This window comes from Paenibacillus sp. J22P165 (assembly GCF_059692015.1).
In genome coordinates this window covers 212,525-231,921 of record NZ_JCAUAP010000005.1, presented here as the reverse complement: position 1 = coordinate 231,921, position 19,397 = coordinate 212,525, and the positions used below count along the sequence as shown (strand labels likewise).

The following is a 19,397-nucleotide window of genomic DNA, read 5'->3' as shown; positions in this document are numbered from 1 at the left end:
GGTATAATAAAAATCAATTTAGATAACGCTTTCATTTTAAAAGGGGGATAGGGTTCATGCCGAAATTCTCGCGAATATTCCGTAAATTTCTGATCTCCTATATCGTCATTTTGTTAATCCCAAGTATTGCTGGCTATATGTCCTATCGTACTGCGATTGCCGTAACGCAATCCGTATCTATTGAGAATAACGTCACACAGCTTCGGAAGAGTCAAGATATTTTGGAGCGAAGGATGGCTGAGGTAGAAGGCTTCACGAGGCAGCTGGCGCTGAATCAGGAATTGAGCGTTCTCATGAATGAGAAGGGAATGGATGAGAAGGTCAATTTATATGGCATTTGGAAAGTAAATAATGATATTAAGGCTTTTAGCCAAACTAATGATTTCTTACAGCAATTTTATATCTATTTAAATAATTACAATGTGCTCCTAACGCCGGCGTCTTCCTATTTCCAGCCTGAACGTTACTATCAGTCCTTCCGTTATAAGGATCTACCCGCGGATGAGTGGAAGCGAACACTTTTGGAGCAAACGCACAACAGGGAAATCATACCGCTGAAGCCTTTTATAACAAATGGTGTGCAAACCTCTGTAATTACGTATATCCAATCGCTCCCGTTAGACAGCTTTAGTGGTTCCGCACGCGCGACAGTCGTTGTTCTCATTGATGAAAAGGTTATTACCAGCCTCTTATCGGATCTCAAGAATCAATATGGCGGGTGGTCTCACATTAGTGATGCCCAGGGGCATACCATAAGTTTACTTGGCATTAATGAATCGGATGCTGCTAAGTTGGCCGCAGACACCAGTTTCGATCAAATGAAAGAGAGTCAATTCTATAGCGATGATCTAGTGATTACGATTCGTTCCAAAACGACAGGATGGGTCTATAGAGCAGGAATTCCTAGACATGTATTAATGGAAAATGCGAATAAAATCAAATATATTACTTGGTCTGTGACAAGCAGCGCTCTTGTCGTGGGATTGTTGGTGGGACTGTGGCAAGCTTACCGCAATAGTACGCCTATGCATAGACTGCTGAATGTGATGAAAGAGCAGTTTGGCAAAGATGCAGCGGTAGGACGGAATGAGTACGATTTTCTACAGGGCAATATCTCGAATATGATTTCTAATAATAAGCGTCTCGAAAATGAGTTAAACCGGCAACTCCCATTAATTCGGGATGCCTTTTTGAAAAGGCTGATAGCCGGTGAGTTCCGGTCACTAGAAGAGATTGCCGCAGCGGCTGAACAGGCCAATACAGGGTTGGAGGCGGATACGGGTTATACAAGTATTTTGCAAATTAAAGGATACTCGGGGATGGACAACGTTGAGATTCTTAACGAGTTAAGTGCGGCGCGATTCATTATGAAACAGACGCTGCAGGATCTAGGCTGGCTTGTCCATATGACGGATCTCGGTGCAGATCGGGTTGTGGTCATTTTTGAAGGAATAGCGTCTGCTGAAGACATGCCGAATCAAGAAGTGGAGCGAATCCTGAATGAGCTTGCTGAGTATTTATTTTCTGAGTACAAAATCACTATCATCGCAGCAATGAGCAATCCATTTACTACGGTTATGGAGATCAGCCATACGTATGAGCAAGCGAAACAAGCGTTAGAGTATGCTTTGCATATGAATCGAAAAGGGGTCATCTGGTTCTCCGATGCTAGGTTGGAAAGCGATACGTATTATTATCCGCTTGATATTGAGCTGCGCTTAATCAGTACAATCCGAGCGGGGGATCTTGACGAAGCCAGACGGATTCTGGATGCGATTATTGCCCAAAACATTGAAAATCGCGAACTGTCCATTGAGATGAAGCATCAGCTTGTTGGCGAGATGAAGGGCACTTTCCTGAAGTTATTATATCAGAAAACATTCCAGGAGTCGGAGATTTACGAGGTCGTGAAAAATCGCATCGCTGATATTCAGGCGAATGAAGAAATGGATGCGATTCGGCAGGATATCGATGATATTATGGCATCCTTATGCGGATTAATCGCCACCAAAAAGAACGATCATCATAATAAAACCGTAGAGCAAGTGATGAAATACATCGGTGAAATGTACAGTGATCCTGATCTCAATCTCTACCGCGTAGCGGAAAAAGTGGAGCGTCCAGAGAAATACATCTCCAACCTGTTCAAAGAGGTAACGGGGATGAATTTATCGGATCATCTGGAGCAAGTGAGGATGGATCAAGCTGCTAATTTGTTAAAAGGGGATACGTACACGGTAGACGAAATTGCAGCGCGTGTCGGATACAACAGCTCGCATTCTTTCCGCAGAGCGTTCAAGCGAGTGCTGGGTGTTTCGCCGAGTTCGTATCGGCAGTCTACGACGGAATGAAGATAAAGGAGCTAAGCGGCTTGATGCGCTTAGCTCCTTTTGGTTTTTGTTGGCTGGTGGTGGAGGTGAGGGAGCGCGGAGTGTTGGAGGGATTACTCTCCCGTCTTGCCTCTTAAAAGTGCAAATAGGCAACCTTTCGTGCTCATTTATGGTTAATATTAGTAAATAAGTGCAAATAGGCAACCTTTTTACCGTTTTTCATCATAATCTCCTGAAATCATTCGAAATTGATGCCTATTTGTATCAATTTCCAATAAAGGAGAGGAAATCTCATTGGAAAAGTGCTCATACGCACTTTTGATAGGAGTAGAGGACTTGAATGGGAGGGTTTTAGAGAAATAGACCAGTCACCCGAGCCACACTTGGCAGACTAGCTACTCCAGTAACTCCTGCCATACAAACAACACTAGCTACTCCAGTAACTCCAGCCGCACAAACAACACAAGCCACTCCAGTAACTCCAGCCGCACAAACAACACAAGCCACTCCAGTAACTCCAGCCGCACAAACAACACTAGCTGCTCCCCAGTAACTCCTAACACAAAAATCACCAGCAACACTAGCTACTCCACCACCCAAATTCCCCCAGCCCCACCAATCCACACTAGCCATCCGAGCCCCCCAACAGCTCATTCGCAAAGATAGCGTTATGAAACCATCTTATTTGCTCCTCCGGTACAGAAATCAGAAGAATAGCGTTATGACACAGCGTTATTTCAGTCAAATAGCCAAATTTCAATCAATTTAGTCGAAATAACGTTATTTCGTGACGCTATTTTTTCGTAGATCATCCATGCGGAGTATATAGCGTTATGGCAGCACCTTATTCGGAAATGTTGACCCTATGTACGGATTAACGCAGCCCCACCGAGCGACCGGGGATGCTCGTAAGACAGATGTACCCTCGATTTACCGTCAAGTGTACGTGAAATATCGCAAATGTACCTATCTAATACGGGCAGTTATCCCCTAGAATAAGGCTCAAGAAAGCGCAATCATTATAAGGCAGATGATCTTAGGGGGTTTTATTTTGGATAAAGGACTAGTCACCAGTCAGAGATCGCTGATCAAAAGCAGTCGACTTAGCCTCATGGAGGCAGCAACTCGAAGCTTCAAGAAACATTGGCAGCTTTATCTGCTCATCATTCCACCTGCGTTATATTTCCTGCTATTTAAGTATTATCCGATACTGAACGCGGTGCTCGCTTTTAAGGACTACAATGTCACAAAAGGCATCTGGGGGAGTCCTTGGGTCGGGTTTAAGAACTTTCAATTGTTTTTTGAAAATCCGCTGTTCTGGACATTAGTGAAGAACACGATTTTTATCAGTGGTTACCTGTTAATTGTCGGCTTCCCGATTCCCATACTATTGGCGCTGGCGATTAATGAGGTACGTAATCAACGCTTTAAGAAGCTGGTCCAACTCGTTTCTTTTGCACCTTATTTCATATCTACCGTTGTAATGGTGTCCATTATTATGCTCTTTCTGGCACCTCGACTCGGCTTCGTGAATGTGGTGATGAATCATTTTGGAATGGATTCGATTAATTTTCTCGGAGAACCCGGCATGTTCCGCTCAATCTATGTGTGGTCGGATATTTGGCAGACGGCTGGTTATTATTCGGTCATTTTCTTAGCTGCCTTAGCAGGCGTGGATCCTTCTCTATATGAGGCAGCCAAAGTAGATGGTGCTTCACGGATTCAGAAAATTATCCACGTTGATTTACCTGGCATTTTGCCTACGATTGTCGTCGTCCTTATTCTGAATGTCGGTAATGTGATGGCGATTGGCTTCGAGAAGGTTTATTTATTGCAAAATCCACTGAATACGGTAAATTCGGAGATTATCGCGACCTATGTGTACAAAGTGGGACTGCTGAATGCGAATTACAGCTTCGCAACTGCCGTCGGGTTGTTCAATTCAGTGATTAATTTGATCCTCCTCATTGTTGTGAATAGATTGGCTAGGAAATTTTCGAATCATAGTATCTGGTAAAAAGGAGTGCAGCTATGTCTACGATCAAAGCAAGGGTGAAAGATTCGCTAGGAGATAGAATTTTCTTAATTACCGTCTACATACTTCTGAGCCTTCTCCTCATTGTTGTGCTATATCCGCTTATTTACGTGATCAGCAGTTCGTTCAGCAGTCCTGCTGCTGTCACTTCCGGTAAAGTATGGCTTTGGCCCGTTGAGCTATCCCTGAAAGGGTACAATACCTTGATTCATAACCAGAAAGTGGTGGTTGGTTATGCGAATTCACTTTTTTATACGAGTGTTGGAACCATCATTAGTGTGGTACTTACGATTATGATCGCGTATCCGCTTTCTAGGAAAACGTTCTTCGGCAAGAATGTGCTCATGATGTTAATTACGTTTACGCTGCTATTCAGCGGAGGGTTAATTCCAACTTACTTAGTCGTTAAACAGTTGGGACTGATTGATACGAGATGGGCCCTGCTCATTCCGAACGCGATCTGGGTGTGGCAGGTCATTATTACGAGATCGTTCTTTCAATCGGCGATTCCAGATGAACTGTTTGATGCGAGTGAAATTGATGGCTGCAGTGACTTCAGATTTCTAAGAAGCGTTGTCGTGCCATTATCGAAACCGATCATCGCCGTTCTTGTCCTTATTTATGCTGTCGGCCAATGGAACGCGTACTTCGATGCTTTGATTTATCTCAAATCGGCTAGTTTGTTCCCGCTGCAGTTGATTTTGCGCAGCATTATCATTCTCAACAACAGTTCGAACGCAACAGATGCCTTGAAGCAAGTAGAAAGACAGCAGCTTGCAGAGGCGTTGAAATATTCACTCATTGTCGTCACAACATTGCCCGTGTTGATTATTTATCCGTTCGTCCAACGCTTCTTCGTGCAAGGCATGTTAGTGGGCTCTGTAAAAGGTTAAGATGCGGATCTATCCGTGGATTCCATGGAAAGGGGTGATTCATTTCAGGTAATGCTGGCAGTGGATCTTCGATCGGGGTTATACTAATTGCATGATAAAAGGGAGCGATACATGTGAAAAAGGGTCTTGTAAGCGCACTACTGGTAATAATGATGTCTAGTTTATTTCTAGCCGCATGCTCGAAGGATGACACAGCATCCGTATCTCCAGCAGCAACGGGAGCTACAACGAGTGGTCCTGTCGCGATCAGCATGTTTGCTCAACAGGATACAGCGATCGACTTGAAGACGAACAAATTCACGAAATTCATGGAAGAAAAGTTCAATGCGAAGTTTAATTTTGAAATTATCCCGTTTGATGGTGCCAAAGAAAAGAGACAGATTTCATTGGCAAGCGGTGATTATCCCGATTCTTATATGTTGACGGCTTGGATCGATCAATTTTCACAAGCAGACATTCTCAAATACGGGAAGCAAGGCATCTTAATTCCCTTGAACGATCTAATTGACCAGTATGCTCCGAATATCAAAGCAGCTATGGCGAAAGACGCAACACTGAAGAGCTTTAGTACCGCGCCGGATGGCAAGATTTATGGATTAGGCTCGTATACGCAATGCTTCCACTGCTCGTATCCGAACAAAATGTGGATCAATACGAAATGGTTATCCAAAGTAAATATGGAGATGCCAAAAACGACTGAGGATTTCAAAAAAGTACTCCAAGCCTTCAAGAAGGGTGATCCTAACGGTAACGGCAAAGCCGATGAAGTTCCGCTAAGTGGATCTACGGAAGATTTTGGGGTGCATATCATTCCGTTTCTCATGAATGGTTTCATTTATGATGATGACCGCAATTACCTGACAATGGCGAACGGCAAAGTGGATACAGCAGCGAATAAGCCACAGTGGAAAGAAGGCCTCGCGTATATTAAATCTTTGTATGACGAAGGGCTCATTGATCCAGGAGCATTTACGCAAAATGCGGAAGCGTTCAAGAAGATTGGTGAGAACGCAGGGACGCAAATTCTTGGTGTAGGCGCAGGCATGCATCCCGCTATTTTCGTAAACATTGATAAAGGAAATAAGAATTCAGCCGATTACAATCCGGTGCCTCCACTTACGGGGCCAAACGGTTCCCTAGCTACGCATGATGGCGGCGGACTGACGCCAGGAGCGAAATTCGTCATTACGAACAAAGCTACGAAAGAAGAACAAATTACGTTGATCAAAATGGTTGATTACATGTTTACGTTTGAAGGCCAAACGAATGCAGCGTCAGGTATGGAAGGGATCGACTGGAGAAAACCCAAAGAGGGTGAGGTCGCTCTAGGTAAAGGTGTGAAACCGCTCATGGCGTCCATTCCAGCCGTAGAAGGAGAAGCACCTCATAATGCAGGTTGGAGCGGCATGGGCCACTTCTACCAACCGAGTGAATACAGAGACAGTATTGTTCAAGGAACAGATGTGTATGATTCGGCGAACTACGAGCGCAGATTGTACAATGCGACACTGTTATACCAAGGTCACGAGCCCAAAGAGATTTATCCTGTCTGGGCGGTATGGGTTGATCCTGCACAAACGGATGAAGCAAGCATTCTTCAAACAAATCTCAAAAATTATATCGATCAAAACGCGCTCCAATTCATTACAGGAAATAAAGATTTGAACAAGGATTGGGATGCTTATGTGAAAGGACTGGATAATTTGAAGGTTGGCCGTTATCTGGAAATTTTGCAAAAAGCGTATGACAGTTCTTCCTATAAAAAATAAGATCGTTAAAGATCGAGTGCTTTATGTTCAAACATAGAGCACTTGATTTTTTTATTCGTAAAGGAGATGTAGGATATGACTAGTTCATGGGCTAACCAGTGGGTGAATCATCGTGGAGGGCTGCCTCACTTCAAGGAGAAATTACTTCGCAACGAATCGATCGTCGTCGCTTTCATAGGCGGTTCGATTACCGAAGGTGCAGGGGCATCGGATTTAACGACCACAAGCTGGCGAGCCTTAACCGAGAGCTACTTGAAGCAACGCTATACCGCAGACAAGGTGACGTGTATCAATGCGGGCGTTGGTGGAACGACGTCAACATTCGGTGCTCACCGATTGCATGAGCATGTTTTGTCTCACGGTGAGATTGATTTGCTATTCGTTGAGTTTAGTGTGAACGACGGGTTGGATCGCGACGAATCCATCAAGGGCATGGAAGGGATCGTACGACAATGCCGGCGACTATCGCCTCGTACGGATATCTGTTATATCTACACGGCAGCGGATAAAAATTTGACTGATCACACGCCATTCAACATAGCTGTTCATGAAGAAGTCGCATCTTATTATGACATTCCTTCCGTTAACTTTGCGGCGAGAGTATATAGCTTGATGCAGACAGACGAAGTGCAATGGGACGATCTTGCTTCAGATCGGGTACATCCGAATGATGCGGGGCATGCCTTATATGCGAGGTTTCTCCAGGAGTATCTGGATGTAGCCCTAGATATGAGGGAAGATAAGGAAATGGATACAGTATGGATGCCGCCACCTCTAGATCTGGACAATTACGAATACGCAGCCATGTTGGGGGTGGATTTTGCGACGAGTGTGGAAGGTTTTGTAGGGAAGGAATTTTCATCAGAGCCGCTTATGAACTGGAGATATGACACGCGACATCTGTACGCAGATACGCTGGATGCCTCACTTTCTTTCACCGTGCACGGGCAGCGTGCTGGTGTTGTGGTGCTGTGCGGGCCTGACTCGGGGATATTCGAATACGCGATCGAAGGTGAGCCATTTCAAGCCATTCATCTGTTTGATGATTGGTGTTTGAAGGCATATCGTCCCATTATGGCGTTGTTTCCTATGCATTCAGAGCGGCAAAGTAGACGAATCACAATACGTCCGACAGGGAGAAAAGATGAGCGCAGCACGGGCACGGGTCTTCGTATTTTGAAATTGTTAAGTAGCGACTAACTGGAAAATAAGATTGAACTGGGTGCCCTCGCCATGTAAGATAGAGCACATAACAACAAGAGGAAAGGTGCATCTATGTGGACGTATATCGTAAATTTATTCCGGGATTTATCGCCTAACGTGAAGCGATTCATCGCGACGGAAAGCCTATTTGGCATCGGAGCAGGCGTGTTTAGCCTTATTCTTAACTTGCATCTGTTGGATTTAGGATTCTCCAAAGGGGATATCGGCCGAATAACGTCGCTTGGCGCCTTGACCATTGGCTTGGGCAGTCTGCCAGCGGGCTTCATCGTGAAGCGTGTCGGGCGCAAGACAATGCTCGTCACCGGCATGCTGCTGACTTTTTTGGCGCTCGTTCTTTTCGGGATCGGAACTAGCCTTGGCGCAATTACAGCTGCGCAGATTATTTATTCGCTGGGCGTTACAGCAATTGTGAACTCCGAAATTCAATTGATTTTCCAATATTGCCGTTCGAAAAAAGAAGAAACGAGTGCGTATTCTCTGCTGTTCGCCATATTTACGTTGTTTACTGGCCTCGGCACATGGCTTGGTGGTTATTTGCCGGACTGGATGCCTGGGCATACCACGACGTATCAATATGCCTTTTTCATTGCCGGTGGCTGCTTAGGCCTCTCAGGTATATTACGTTGGATACTGCTGCCTGCTTCTCATACAATGGAGCAAGCCAAGAGTGTAGAGAAGGCTAGCGATGGTCAACGAGCAAAGTCCTCGGAGCTGCCGAAGCGAAGACATGCGATCTACTTTCTGCTGCTGCTTTCTCTGCTTATTTTTAACTCGGGTTTCACGTTCGGATTGCTTAGTCCGTTCTTGAACGTCATTTTGAAATTCCGATTTGGGATGGAAGACGGCAGCATCTCAGGTTTACTCGCTTTGTCCGGATTCTTCTTCTTCATCGGCTCGATCATTATGCCGTATGTCGTTGATAGATGGGGAGGCCGCAGGACCTTCATCTTCCTCTTCCTATATAACATCGTCATCGTGGGGCTGATGGCCATCGCGATGCCTGCCGCCGTCTTCGGGATGCTGCTGCTCATTCGCGGAACGGGCTTCACCATGTTGAACAACTTGACGGACAGCCAATGCATGTCAGCCGTAGCGGAAGAAGATCGCAATTTGTTTGCAGGTATGCGGACGGTTTCCCGCAGTGTCGGCAATACGATTGCGTCCTACTGGGCGGGTTATATTTTGGCCGGTAATCACTATGCGTGGCCATTCCTAATGACGGCGATTGCGCTGTTGGTCGGATATATCGTGTATACATGGTTCGTACAAGGAATGTTGGATCGGAGATTGGAAGGGCAGACATGATAGATCTATGAGTGTAGACATAAAGAGCTCAACCATTAATGAATGGTGAGCTCTTTTGTATGTCCGCACAGTCTTTCTTTTTGAGAAACAAACAGGAAAACCTGCTATTATGAAGATAATATCGAGCTTAGAATGAGAGAAGCAAGAGGGGAAGTAAAGCCATGCTAGCAAACAAAGTGTTTCATAAACTAGGCTTACAGATGAGCCCGGCAACTAAGCATAACTTGTATAGTGATTTTGGTTCAGCCTGTTTATTTAGTCTCTTTAATGTGGTCTTTAATCAGTTTTACATCGCACTTGCCATTAGACAAGGGGCTACGAATTTGGAAGTCGGGATTTTGGCAGCTGCTCCAGCGATTGGCCTGCTGTTCTCCCCAATTTGGGCAGGGAGAATCGAACAATCGAATCCTAAACCTTTTGTCATCATCCCGAATTTAATTGGCAGAGCGCTCCTGTTGCTTCCGGCATTTTTTGGTGCTCCCAGCGTTTATGTTGTGACGGCCATTATTTTTTACTTTTTAATGGGCATACAAGCACCGGCGTATCCTGCGCTAGTTACACGTATGTATCAGCCTGAATTGCGTGGCCGACTAATGGGTTACGTTCGTGTTGGTATGGGAGCCATTATGATTCCACTTGCTTACTTAGTCGGCTCATGGACGGATAAGTCAGGACCGAGTGGAGCTCTGATTGCTGCGGCCCTTACAGGTGTTATATCGATTCTTTCCCTAGCTCGTGTTAAGGAGATTGCTTTACCGACGACGGTATCGGCACGCAAATCTTCATTTAAGGAACAGCTCAAGCTTGTGAGAAATCACCGGGAGTTGGTCATATTTTTTGCAGCAACGACATTAACGGGCTTTGGTAACATCTTGGCGAGTCCGCTATATCAGATCATTCAAGTCAGAGAGTTGCAGTTGAACAACAGTGAAATTGCGGTTGCGCGCATGGTTTATTATGTGTGTTTATTAGTGTCGTATTTCGTTGTTGGTTGGGTGATAGATAGATTCTCTGCGAAGCAAACGCTGGTCTATGGATTGGCGGCTTTCGCGATTGTGCCTTGCATTTATGGGATATTCGGGAATTATCCTGCAGTCATTATTGGTAGCGGAATCCAGGGCATGGGGGATGCGATCTGGGATATTGGTATTCTTGCTTATATTTTTCGTGTTGTACCGGGAAGAGAGGCCGTCGTTTTCGGTCTGCACTTAATGTTGTTTGGTATTCGCGGCTCTATCGCTCCCTTGATTAGTACCGGTCTATCCAATTACATGCCGATTTCAGGGTTATTAATTGCGGCTGCCATCTGCGGGTGCATAGGAACAGTTATTTTTTTAATGCAAAAAGATAATAAAGAAATAACGGAGCCGGAGCCCCGTTATGGATGATTCAGCTCAATCGTAGCTGCAGCGTTGCACGTGATGCATCTGTTTGAATGACGGCGAGTTGGTATTCCCCATTGCGGTTACCGTATAAGTCCGGCTTAATATCCAACTCACCCTCGTAATTAACCGTGTAGGCATGCTTATCCATTGCGACTTGGATGACGTGTTCGGTCGTTGTGATGGACGTGATGTCCTTGCCATTCGTGTGAAGCAGCGGCACGCGTAGATAGAGTTCATTATATGTCGGCTCGACGAGTTCAACGGTTAGCTCGACACCTTCGGCATGGACCAGATAATGTTCTTTCACAGCTTGAACACCCTGTAAATTGCCGTGATAGGTCACTGTGAATTGAACACTTTCTGGCGATTCCTTGATGACGGATAGTTCGCCCTGAATCTTCTCGTCACAGTACTCGGATAGATATTGAATGCTTCCGTCTTTCCGTTTCCAGCCAGGACCGATGGCTATACAACTTCGATGTATGCCCTCCCGTAACTCGAACGAGTCACCCGCGGAGAACGGAACAGACAGCCCAAGTTCTGTAGGAACACCAATGCGATGGATGCGGCCTAAACCTGTTGCATCGTAATGTGAATCAGCACAAGTGTCGATTTGGATGGAATAGCCTGCGGCATTCGCAATTACTTTGTGAAAGGATGGGGAGGTGGACACGATATATCCCCCCACTTCGGCAGGGCACGGCGCTTCAGCAATGGTATCGTCCATAAACAGATAGGCGATGCTTAAGAACGCCCCCATCGTAATCATGTATTTGTCATAGAATCCATAAGATTCGGTGCCATATTTGCTGTCGATCGGATATAAATTCTTAATGTGCCGTGCAGGGGTTTGAACAAGCCACCTCTGAACCGAGGCGATGGCAAGCCGTGCACTTCGTTTGAATGCGCCAGCTTGTTCAGTATCACCTAATCGAGCATACCGAACAGCTTCATACTCCGCATTCGCGGCGATGAGAATTTCATTAAATAGGAATTGATTGCTCCTTCCACCGAAGGGGTGCTCAAAGGCTGCAGATTGCAGTTGAAGTGTCCATAGTCCGGACTTTTGAAGCTGTTCATCTAACGCTGAGGCGAACTCCCCTTGATAACCTAGTCCGAGCAGCAGTTGAATTTGAACTCTTGTCGTTAGATCGTACAACATGGGATTGCCCGGATCGCGGTACATCCCATTCTCATCGAAACGAACCAATTGCGTGGGCCAATGTTCATGGAAATAGGCTTTCGTATCCGTCACGCCTTCCTTCTCCCGTAGAAATTCCCCTGCCATGTTATAAATGTTGATATTATGCAGATGACGCTTGCTTTCTTCATCCCGAATGACGAACTTGTATTGCGTGTAGGGATTGATCTCGCTCAACATGGCAAGCCACCCAGCCTTGGCATCCTCTGTACAACGTGGTCCCATAAAATGCAGAGCAAGCATGATTTCTTTAATGGAGAAGTCAGCGATAGGGTCCAGCTTCAACGTCAATAGTTCGCGGCAGCTCTCTGTCATCATATGCTCCCACAAGGGTTGCAAGTCCTGTAGTCGTCCAGCTGAAATTAAGCATCCAAGCACAGTCAAAATGCGAGAGTAAGATTGCAAATCGAGTCTAGTCTTGCCGTCTTGGCACACGCGGTGTTCAATCTGATGTCGTGTATAGCAATTGAAAGCAAGCTCCATCGTATCCAAATAGCTATCTTTCGTATGTACGGATGAAAGATCAACGGTCATGTCGAATCGCTCCTCATCTTACTGTTTTTACTTATTGTAAGTGACAAATAAGCAATAGACCATGGACATTACTGAGAGCACCTTAACAAAATTACGATAAGTTCTTATAATGAGACAGAAAGCCCATAAATCGCTCAGAGGATGTTCGATACATGATAATAACCCAGGTGATGTACTATGAAGCGGGACCGTCTTGGCATCATGATCAATTCGTACAAGATTATGACCTGCTGATACTTATCACGGACGGCAAGCTTAGATATGTAATTAACGGCACAGAGATTTGCTTGGAAAAAGGCGATGTCCTCTATTTGCCGCATGGAACCGTACGGATTGGATTGCCTGTAAAGGGAGAATCCCACAATAAATACGGCATTCGTTTCATTCCGGATGCTGGCGACGAGGAATTCAGTATGCTGCAAGCGGGCAAACCGGTAAAGCTCGCTTCGAAGAGACTGCCATTCTTGGAGGAGAGAGTCGGGGCATTGATGCAGCATTGGCGAACGAAAGACATGTATTACCTGTCGATGTGCAGAGGAATCTTACTTGAAGTTTTGTCCCATGTGAGCCGTGAGCTGCACAGAGGGGTAAACGGAAGAAACCTCCACTTTGTTTATTTGGTTCGGGATTATATTTATGAACATTACCGATCGCCGCTTTCGGTTAAGGAACTAGCTGAACACGCAGGGAAGACACCTTCCTATCTCATTACGTGCTTTACGCAGGCATTCGGCTGTCCGCCGCTACAATTCATGCATAAGCTAAGGCTTGCCAAAGCGGAAGAACTGCTCCTTTCGACAGATCGAAGCATTGAAGAGATATCGCTTGAACTCGGATACTGTGACTCGACATATTTCTATCGTGTGTTTCGGAAGCATCATGGAACTGGACCGCTCGCATTTCGGTTGCAGGTTTAGAGAAGGATGAGGTTGCGAGGCATAAAAGGAAGGAGGAGACCGAACAGTGTTAGCGTACCTAAAACAGGTATACGAAGCTTGGATCGACTATCCTCGAAGAGAGGGAGAGGTCATTCGGGGACAATACCAGATTGAACGCTTTCTCGGGATGGGAAGCTATGGGTTAACCTATTTATGCCTAGACAAGCATTCCGGTCAAGAAGTCGTCGCGAAGCAAGCGAAACCGAGCAAAGGGCAGCTGGGACGAGACCTATTGCGCCGCGAGGCAACGATTATGAATCAGTTAGAACATCCTTCGATTCCCAAATGCTACACATCTTTCGAAGAATCGAAACGATTGTATATGATAACCGAGTATATCCAAGGTCGGACCGTGGAAGATTTGATTTTTGAACGGGGAGCTCGCTTTGAGGAAAAAGACGCATTACACTTCATAAGACAATTATTGAACATTGTACAATTTATTCACGAACATGACATCGTTCACTTAGATATCCGAATTCCGAATGTCATCGTACACGGAGATCACATGAGTCTAATTGATTTTGGTTTAGCCGCTCGTCTAGGAGAACCAGCCCGGTTAACGAGCGATGCCGATGATGAGCTAATTCGAAGAAGGACTGTTGATGTCACTTCAGATCTCTACGCGATCGGCCACTTTTTATTGTATATGCTGTATTCGACCTATGAATCAAGTGATAACCAGGAGGCCATACGGGGATGGGAAGAGGAACTATCCATTTCCGTGCAGACGAAGCAAATAATCCGGAAACTATTGCAAATCGATCCGCCATATTTGAATGTTCGAGCTTGTATGGAGGAATTAGATACCGTACTTGTTTAAAAAGAAAAAAGCCACTTTCGCGGCTGTGGATTAACTGGAGCTACCGCCCCTATTCCTATAATAACGCTGTCCATGTGTATGTCCGTATCCGCGATGGTCACTGGAAGAGTAGCGTCGCGTAACATGAATGCGATGATGAGAACTGCTATGTCGGTAATGCCGGCGTCGTCTGGAATGAAGTAGAGATTCTATTAATTTACGTAGTAAATATTTAATCACCTTGCATGCCTCCTTTTGCTGTTTCTTCTATATACGAGAAGAGGGGCATGTGGTTTCAGCTAGCCATCGACTTGGTCGTGCAAGCGCTCGAGTATACGCCGCTTGCGATATAGCATTTTTGCAGCTTCGCCGACATCCTTCAGCGTGCCGCGATTGATCCATGCGCCGAAGAGAATGCCCGCGATCGGAATGAGCTGGAACAGCTTCTTCCACCCCCAATTATCACGATACGTGGCGAATACCTCGCGCCAGCCCTGAAGCTGTGAAATCATCTGCACCTTCTCTTTGTCCGCAGTAGCATAGTTACCCAGTTCTTCGAGAATGGCTTTTTTGCCGACAATGTCGGAGGAAGAGAATTGCAGAACCTTGATGGTGAAGATCCGCTCCTGCTTGTCCTTGGGATCATAGCCATAGCAGATGGCCACTTCTTGAATGGTTTTCAAAGACAGACCAAGGATGGCCGGAATATCAATGGCGAGTGTGAGGATACCGCCAATACCTGTCGTTGCACCCTGCAACGTTGCGATTTTCGAACGATTCAGGATAATCTCATCAGCGGTTTGATCCAGTACTTTCAGCGGCAATGTACCCACGGATGTAATGGAAAGCCCCTCAGTAAGAACATCTCGCTCACCCCGCTTATACACGTCTTCAACATGCCGCAAGGTCCCTTTCTCAGAAATCAAATATCGCCCGCCTGCTTGCAAATAATTGCCGAGCTCATCCAAGGCTTCACCTATCTTTTTATTCAAAAACTTTGGCGTTAAGCGATCCAGCACCTGAAAAGGAAGGCGCCCGAGCTTCTCCCAGAACCAAAGGTCTTTCTGATCAGCTTCCCAGGCTTCGATCTCACGAAGTGCCTGCCGGAGCTCATTCGTGGTATCCGGATGGTGATTGCGTTCAAGATCATTCATGCTGTGCACAACTCCTTTCTACATCGTATACGTGTGTAATCGCATTTGGATGCAGGCCTATACGTAATAAGTACCCACTGAAGGGACACTTGTAGAGAGTGTTCCATCAACGGGTACTTCTAGGGTTACTCTTTTACGGCTCCAATAACCATGCCTTTGACAAAAAAGCGCTGTAGGAACGGGTAGACGACTAGAATTGGAATCATCGCGATGAAGATTTGTGCTGCTTTTACGCTCCGATTGGACAGTAGTTCTAAATCTTCAAAATCAATACCGGTTTTACTGAGGTCGCGTGCGACGACGATGGTCTGCAGAAGCGTGGCCAGCGGCCACTGTTCGGGTGATCTCATATATAACATGCCATCAAACCAGTTGTTCCAATGGCCTACCAGCGTGAATAAGGAGAGAGTGGCAAGGGCAGGCATCGATATGGGTAAGTAAACCGAGAAGAAAATTCGGAAGGATGTGGCCCCATCCATCGTAGCTGCCTCATCCAGTTCTTTCGGTATCGCACGGAAAAAATTCATCATGAGAATGATATTCCAGACATTGAGCAGATGGGGCAGAATGTAAACCCAGAACGAGCCAACCAATCCGATCTTTTGTATGAGTAGGTAGTGGGGGATAAGTCCGGCATCAAAGATCATAATGATCAGGAAAAACCATACGTAAAAGTTACGTGGCTTGAACTCGATATTGCTTCGGGACAAAGGAAAGGCAGCGAGAACGGTTACCATCATGGCCATTACCGTACCGATTAGGCTACGCCAGACCGAGATTTGGATAGCATGTAGGAAATTATCATTTTGAAAGGTTTTTACATAGCTGTCCAGATTAAAATCGATTGGGAATAGCGTGACCAGATTGGATTCGGCGGCTGTTTTTCCACTGAGAGAGACTGCAAAGATATGCAGCATAGGCAATATACAAAGAATAGAGACAAGGATTAGAAGCGTGACATTCAAATAGTAAAACACTTTGTAGGATGGATTTTTATAATACATAGCCTGTTCCTCCGCTGTTCGTCATTTTAAAATACACGGTAATTCGTCCATTTGTGCGAAATGTAGTATCCAGCGCTGATCAGGATGAACCCGACAGCTGATTTAAATAGGCCAACCGTGGCAGCTAAGCTGTACTGACCCCCCTGAAAGTTACGGAATACAAAGGTATCGATAATGTCTCCCTTTTGAAGGACAAGTGGATTAATCAGGTTGTAGATTTGATCGAAGTTGGCATTCAACATGTTCCCAAGGGACAGTGTGAACACGACAACCATGATAGGAAGCATGGATGGAAGCGTAATATGAATGGTTTGCTGCCATCTACCGGCGCCATCAATTTCGGCAGCTTCATACAGATCCGGATTGATGCCTGATAATGCAGCAAGGAAGACAATCGCGGAGAAGCCGAACTCCTTCCATAAATCACTTACAATGACGGTAAAACGGAACCAATTCGCTTCACCCAGAAACATGATGGGCTGGATATGAAAAGCTGCAACTAACCGGTTCAGAACACCGTCTAGTGAAAGCACGTCCAACAAGATACCGCCTAATATGACCCATGACATGAAATGAGGCAGGTACACCATAGTCTGAAGCGAGCGCTTTAACTTCATATTTCGGATTTCATTGATCAGTAGGGCAAAGGTGACGGGTACAGCCAATCCAAAAATGATTTTCAAAACAGAGATAATTAACGTGTTCCAAATGACTTGAATGGAGCCTTTCATCGTAAAAATAAGTTGGAAATTATCCAAACCAACCCATCTAGATCCAGAAATGCCAAGCCATGGCTTAAAGTCCTGAAACGCCATAATGATCCCCGGCATGGGGGCATATTTAAAGATGAGAGCAACTAATACTGCAGGCAGCAGCATGAGATGAAGCCTCCATGTTTTGCGAAGCGGATAATTTCGTTTCTCTCTTACTCTTGCCGTTACGGGTGACGATGATGTTATAATGACGGTATCTTTCATACATTATTTTCCTCCTCGACTTGCGTCTTCTGTAATTTCATCTTAGGATGGAAGCGTTTTTTTGTATAGAACACATATTAAAGGTGACTGTCAATATCTTAAGGAGGTTGTGCAATGAAGCGGCACTGGCCTATATTCCTGAAAATCAACGGTGTCATCCTCATTCTATTAATTCCCATTGTCATTCTATTTGCGTATTTCAGCAGGACCAGCTTTCAGGTTATCGATTCACAGATCACGGCGTACAACGAAAGCCAGCTGCAGTTTCTGAAAAATCAGATTGAAGTAGGCGCTGAACGTCTGTCCCTTTCCTCCAGTGTTTTGGCGCGTGATTCCTCCATTTTGAAGCTTCAGACGAGTATTCTGACGAAGGACTACTACGGGATGATTGACTTTCAAACGCAGGTAAAAGAAAAACTCTTTCTTCAGAGCTTCTCCAGTAACTGGACCAATGATTTATCCATCTATTTACCCGATACCCAAAGAAGAATATCGACAAATCCGAATGATCGGTACGATCAAAGTGTCCTTGAAACGGCTGACAACGGGAAATGGCATTTTCGCTCAGGAGGCTCTAACGAAACGCCGTACTATCAACTGTTTATTTGGGATCCGTACTTTTCCAAAAGTAGTCCACAGACGGTAAGTGCGATTTATGAGGTGCGTTTTGGACTAGATAATATTAGGAAAATGCTGCAGTCATACAAACGAGATAGCCCTGGTTACTCCTTTTTATTAACAAGCACGGGCGAGGTGTTCTCGGTTTCTGATTCAAGGGATGCCGACTTAGAACAATTGGGAGAGAGACTTCTTAAGGAGGGCTTAAACGAAGGCGGGCATCGGAGCATCCAGCTGGAGGAACAGAAGGCCTATTTGAGCTATACCCATCTGCCAAGTATCGATGCTTATTTGATTGATTATGTCCCTTTAAACACGTTTCACGCTCCGATTATTAAGAGCAGAAATTTGTTTTATATCAGCATGTTCGTGCTGCTTCTTCTTGGATTTGCCACTTCGTATCTCTTGTATCTTCATGTGCAGAAGCCGATTTCTTTTATCATGAAAGGGCTTAAACATATGGAGATGGGCGACTATTCATTCCGGATCAATAAGCGATTTCATAATGAATTTGATTACATGATGCTGCGATTTAATGATATGGGGGATGAGATCCAGCATTTGATAACCAATGTATACGAGGAACAAAATCGTTCCCGCCTCGCAACATTAAAGCAGTTGCAGTCGCAGATCAATCCCCATTTTCTGTACAATTGCCTGTCTTTCATTGCGGGGTGTGCCAAAGCTGGCTATACAGACACCATTAAACAGATGACGTACCATTTAGGCGATTATTATCGCTATACCACACGGGTTGAGAATCAGATGCCTTTGTTAAAAGAGGAAGTCGATTTGGTCAATCACTACTTGAACATTTATTCGTTACGGCTTGAACGTCTTGATTATCAGATTGATATTCCTGCGGATATGCTGAATGAACCTGTGATGAGGCTTATTCTCCAACCCGTTGTTGAAAATGCGATTGTGCATGGCATAGAACCCAAACCAGGACGAGGAACTATCATGGTTTCGGGGCGTCGTGAGTCCGACTGGAATGTGCTTGTTGTCGAAGATAGCGGTGTGGGAATGACGGAACTGGAGATCGAGGACTATGTACAGAGTCTGGAGCGTCCGATGGATGAACATACAGGGTGCGGACTATGGAACGTCAATCAACGATTAGTACAACGATTCGGTCCAGATGCAGGTGTAATGATTACAGCTTCGAGTCAGTTGTCAGGTCTCAGTGTAGCATTACGATGGAAATGAGAATGAGGTAGGGAGGCTT

The 19,397-nt window shown here is 45.3% G+C and carries 15 protein-coding genes; 10 read left to right on the top strand and 5 right to left on the bottom strand.

Annotation, left to right across the window (positions count from 1 at the left end; translation table 11 throughout):
• Positions 1–56 precede the first annotated feature (56 nt).
• On the top strand, positions 57–2,351 hold the full coding sequence (locus AC58QM_RS13740; RefSeq protein ID WP_497284805.1) for a helix-turn-helix domain-containing protein: 2,295 nt from the start codon (positions 57–59) through the stop codon (positions 2,349–2,351).
• Between the two features lie 330 nt (positions 2,352–2,681).
• On the opposite strand, the gene AC58QM_RS13735 is transcribed toward AC58QM_RS13740, so the two are convergent.
• Positions 2,682–2,963 (bottom strand): hypothetical protein, encoded by a 282-nt coding sequence (locus tag AC58QM_RS13735; protein WP_497284804.1) that lies wholly within the window; start codon positions 2,961–2,963, stop codon positions 2,682–2,684.
• A gap of 478 nt (positions 2,964–3,441) precedes the next feature.
• Here AC58QM_RS13735 and AC58QM_RS13730 point away from each other — a divergent pair, with 478 nt between their 5' ends.
• From AC58QM_RS13730 to AC58QM_RS13705, 6 genes are all read left to right on the top strand, one after another.
• Positions 3,442–4,347 carry an ABC transporter permease gene (locus AC58QM_RS13730; RefSeq protein WP_497285299.1) on the top strand — a complete coding sequence of 302 codons (906 nt, stop codon included), beginning with the start codon at positions 3,442–3,444 and terminating at the stop codon, positions 4,345–4,347.
• Between the two features lie 14 nt (positions 4,348–4,361).
• On the top strand, positions 4,362–5,258 hold the full coding sequence (locus tag AC58QM_RS13725) for a carbohydrate ABC transporter permease (RefSeq protein ID WP_497284802.1): 897 nt from the start codon (positions 4,362–4,364) through the stop codon (positions 5,256–5,258).
• A 113-nt stretch (positions 5,259–5,371) separates the two neighbouring features.
• A complete protein-coding gene (locus tag AC58QM_RS13720; RefSeq protein WP_497284801.1) occupies positions 5,372–7,027 on the top strand; it encodes an extracellular solute-binding protein in 1,656 nt (551 codons plus the stop codon).
• 75 nt (positions 7,028–7,102) lie between these two features.
• Complete coding sequence (locus tag AC58QM_RS13715) at positions 7,103–8,227, top strand: SGNH/GDSL hydrolase family protein (protein ID WP_497284800.1); 1,125 nt, start codon at positions 7,103–7,105, stop codon at positions 8,225–8,227.
• Positions 8,228–8,302: 75 nt separating this feature from the next.
• Positions 8,303–9,556, top strand: a complete 1,254-nt coding sequence (locus tag AC58QM_RS13710; protein WP_497284798.1) for an MFS transporter — start codon at positions 8,303–8,305, stop codon at positions 9,554–9,556.
• Positions 9,557–9,717: 161 nt separating this feature from the next.
• Positions 9,718–10,944 (top strand): MFS transporter, encoded by a 1,227-nt coding sequence (locus AC58QM_RS13705; protein WP_497284796.1) that lies wholly within the window; start codon positions 9,718–9,720, stop codon positions 10,942–10,944.
• Between the two features lies 1 nt (position 10,945).
• Here the strand turns inward: AC58QM_RS13705 and AC58QM_RS13700 are convergent, their stop codons facing one another.
• Positions 10,946–12,676, bottom strand: a complete 1,731-nt coding sequence (locus tag AC58QM_RS13700) for a hypothetical protein (protein ID WP_497284794.1) — start codon at positions 12,674–12,676, stop codon at positions 10,946–10,948.
• Between the two features lie 152 nt (positions 12,677–12,828).
• Here AC58QM_RS13700 and AC58QM_RS13695 point away from each other — a divergent pair, with 152 nt between their 5' ends.
• Both AC58QM_RS13695 and AC58QM_RS13690 read left to right on the top strand, forming a co-directional pair.
• On the top strand, positions 12,829–13,593 hold the full coding sequence (locus AC58QM_RS13695) for a helix-turn-helix domain-containing protein (protein WP_497284792.1): 765 nt from the start codon (positions 12,829–12,831) through the stop codon (positions 13,591–13,593).
• A gap of 46 nt (positions 13,594–13,639) precedes the next feature.
• On the top strand, positions 13,640–14,437 hold the full coding sequence (locus AC58QM_RS13690) for a serine/threonine protein kinase (protein WP_497284790.1): 798 nt from the start codon (positions 13,640–13,642) through the stop codon (positions 14,435–14,437).
• Between the two features lie 278 nt (positions 14,438–14,715).
• Here AC58QM_RS13690 and AC58QM_RS13685 read toward each other — a convergent pair whose 3' ends face one another.
• From AC58QM_RS13685 to AC58QM_RS13675, 3 genes are all read right to left on the bottom strand, one after another.
• Positions 14,716–15,570 carry an EcsC family protein gene (locus AC58QM_RS13685; RefSeq protein ID WP_497284788.1) on the bottom strand — a complete coding sequence of 285 codons (855 nt, stop codon included), beginning with the start codon at positions 15,568–15,570 and terminating at the stop codon, positions 14,716–14,718.
• A 125-nt stretch (positions 15,571–15,695) separates the two neighbouring features.
• Positions 15,696–16,574, bottom strand: coding sequence for a carbohydrate ABC transporter permease (locus AC58QM_RS13680; RefSeq protein ID WP_436234423.1), 879 nt, complete (start codon positions 16,572–16,574; stop codon positions 15,696–15,698).
• Positions 16,575–16,600: 26 nt separating this feature from the next.
• Positions 16,601–17,551, bottom strand: coding sequence for an ABC transporter permease (locus tag AC58QM_RS13675; RefSeq protein WP_497284786.1), 951 nt, complete (start codon positions 17,549–17,551; stop codon positions 16,601–16,603).
• 114 nt (positions 17,552–17,665) lie between these two features.
• Between AC58QM_RS13675 and AC58QM_RS13670 the strand changes: the two genes are divergently transcribed.
• Positions 17,666–19,378: a cache domain-containing sensor histidine kinase gene (locus tag AC58QM_RS13670; protein WP_497284784.1), complete on the top strand. Its 1,713-nt coding sequence runs from the start codon at positions 17,666–17,668 to the stop codon at positions 19,376–19,378.
• The last annotated feature ends 19 nt before the right edge of the window (positions 19,379–19,397 follow it).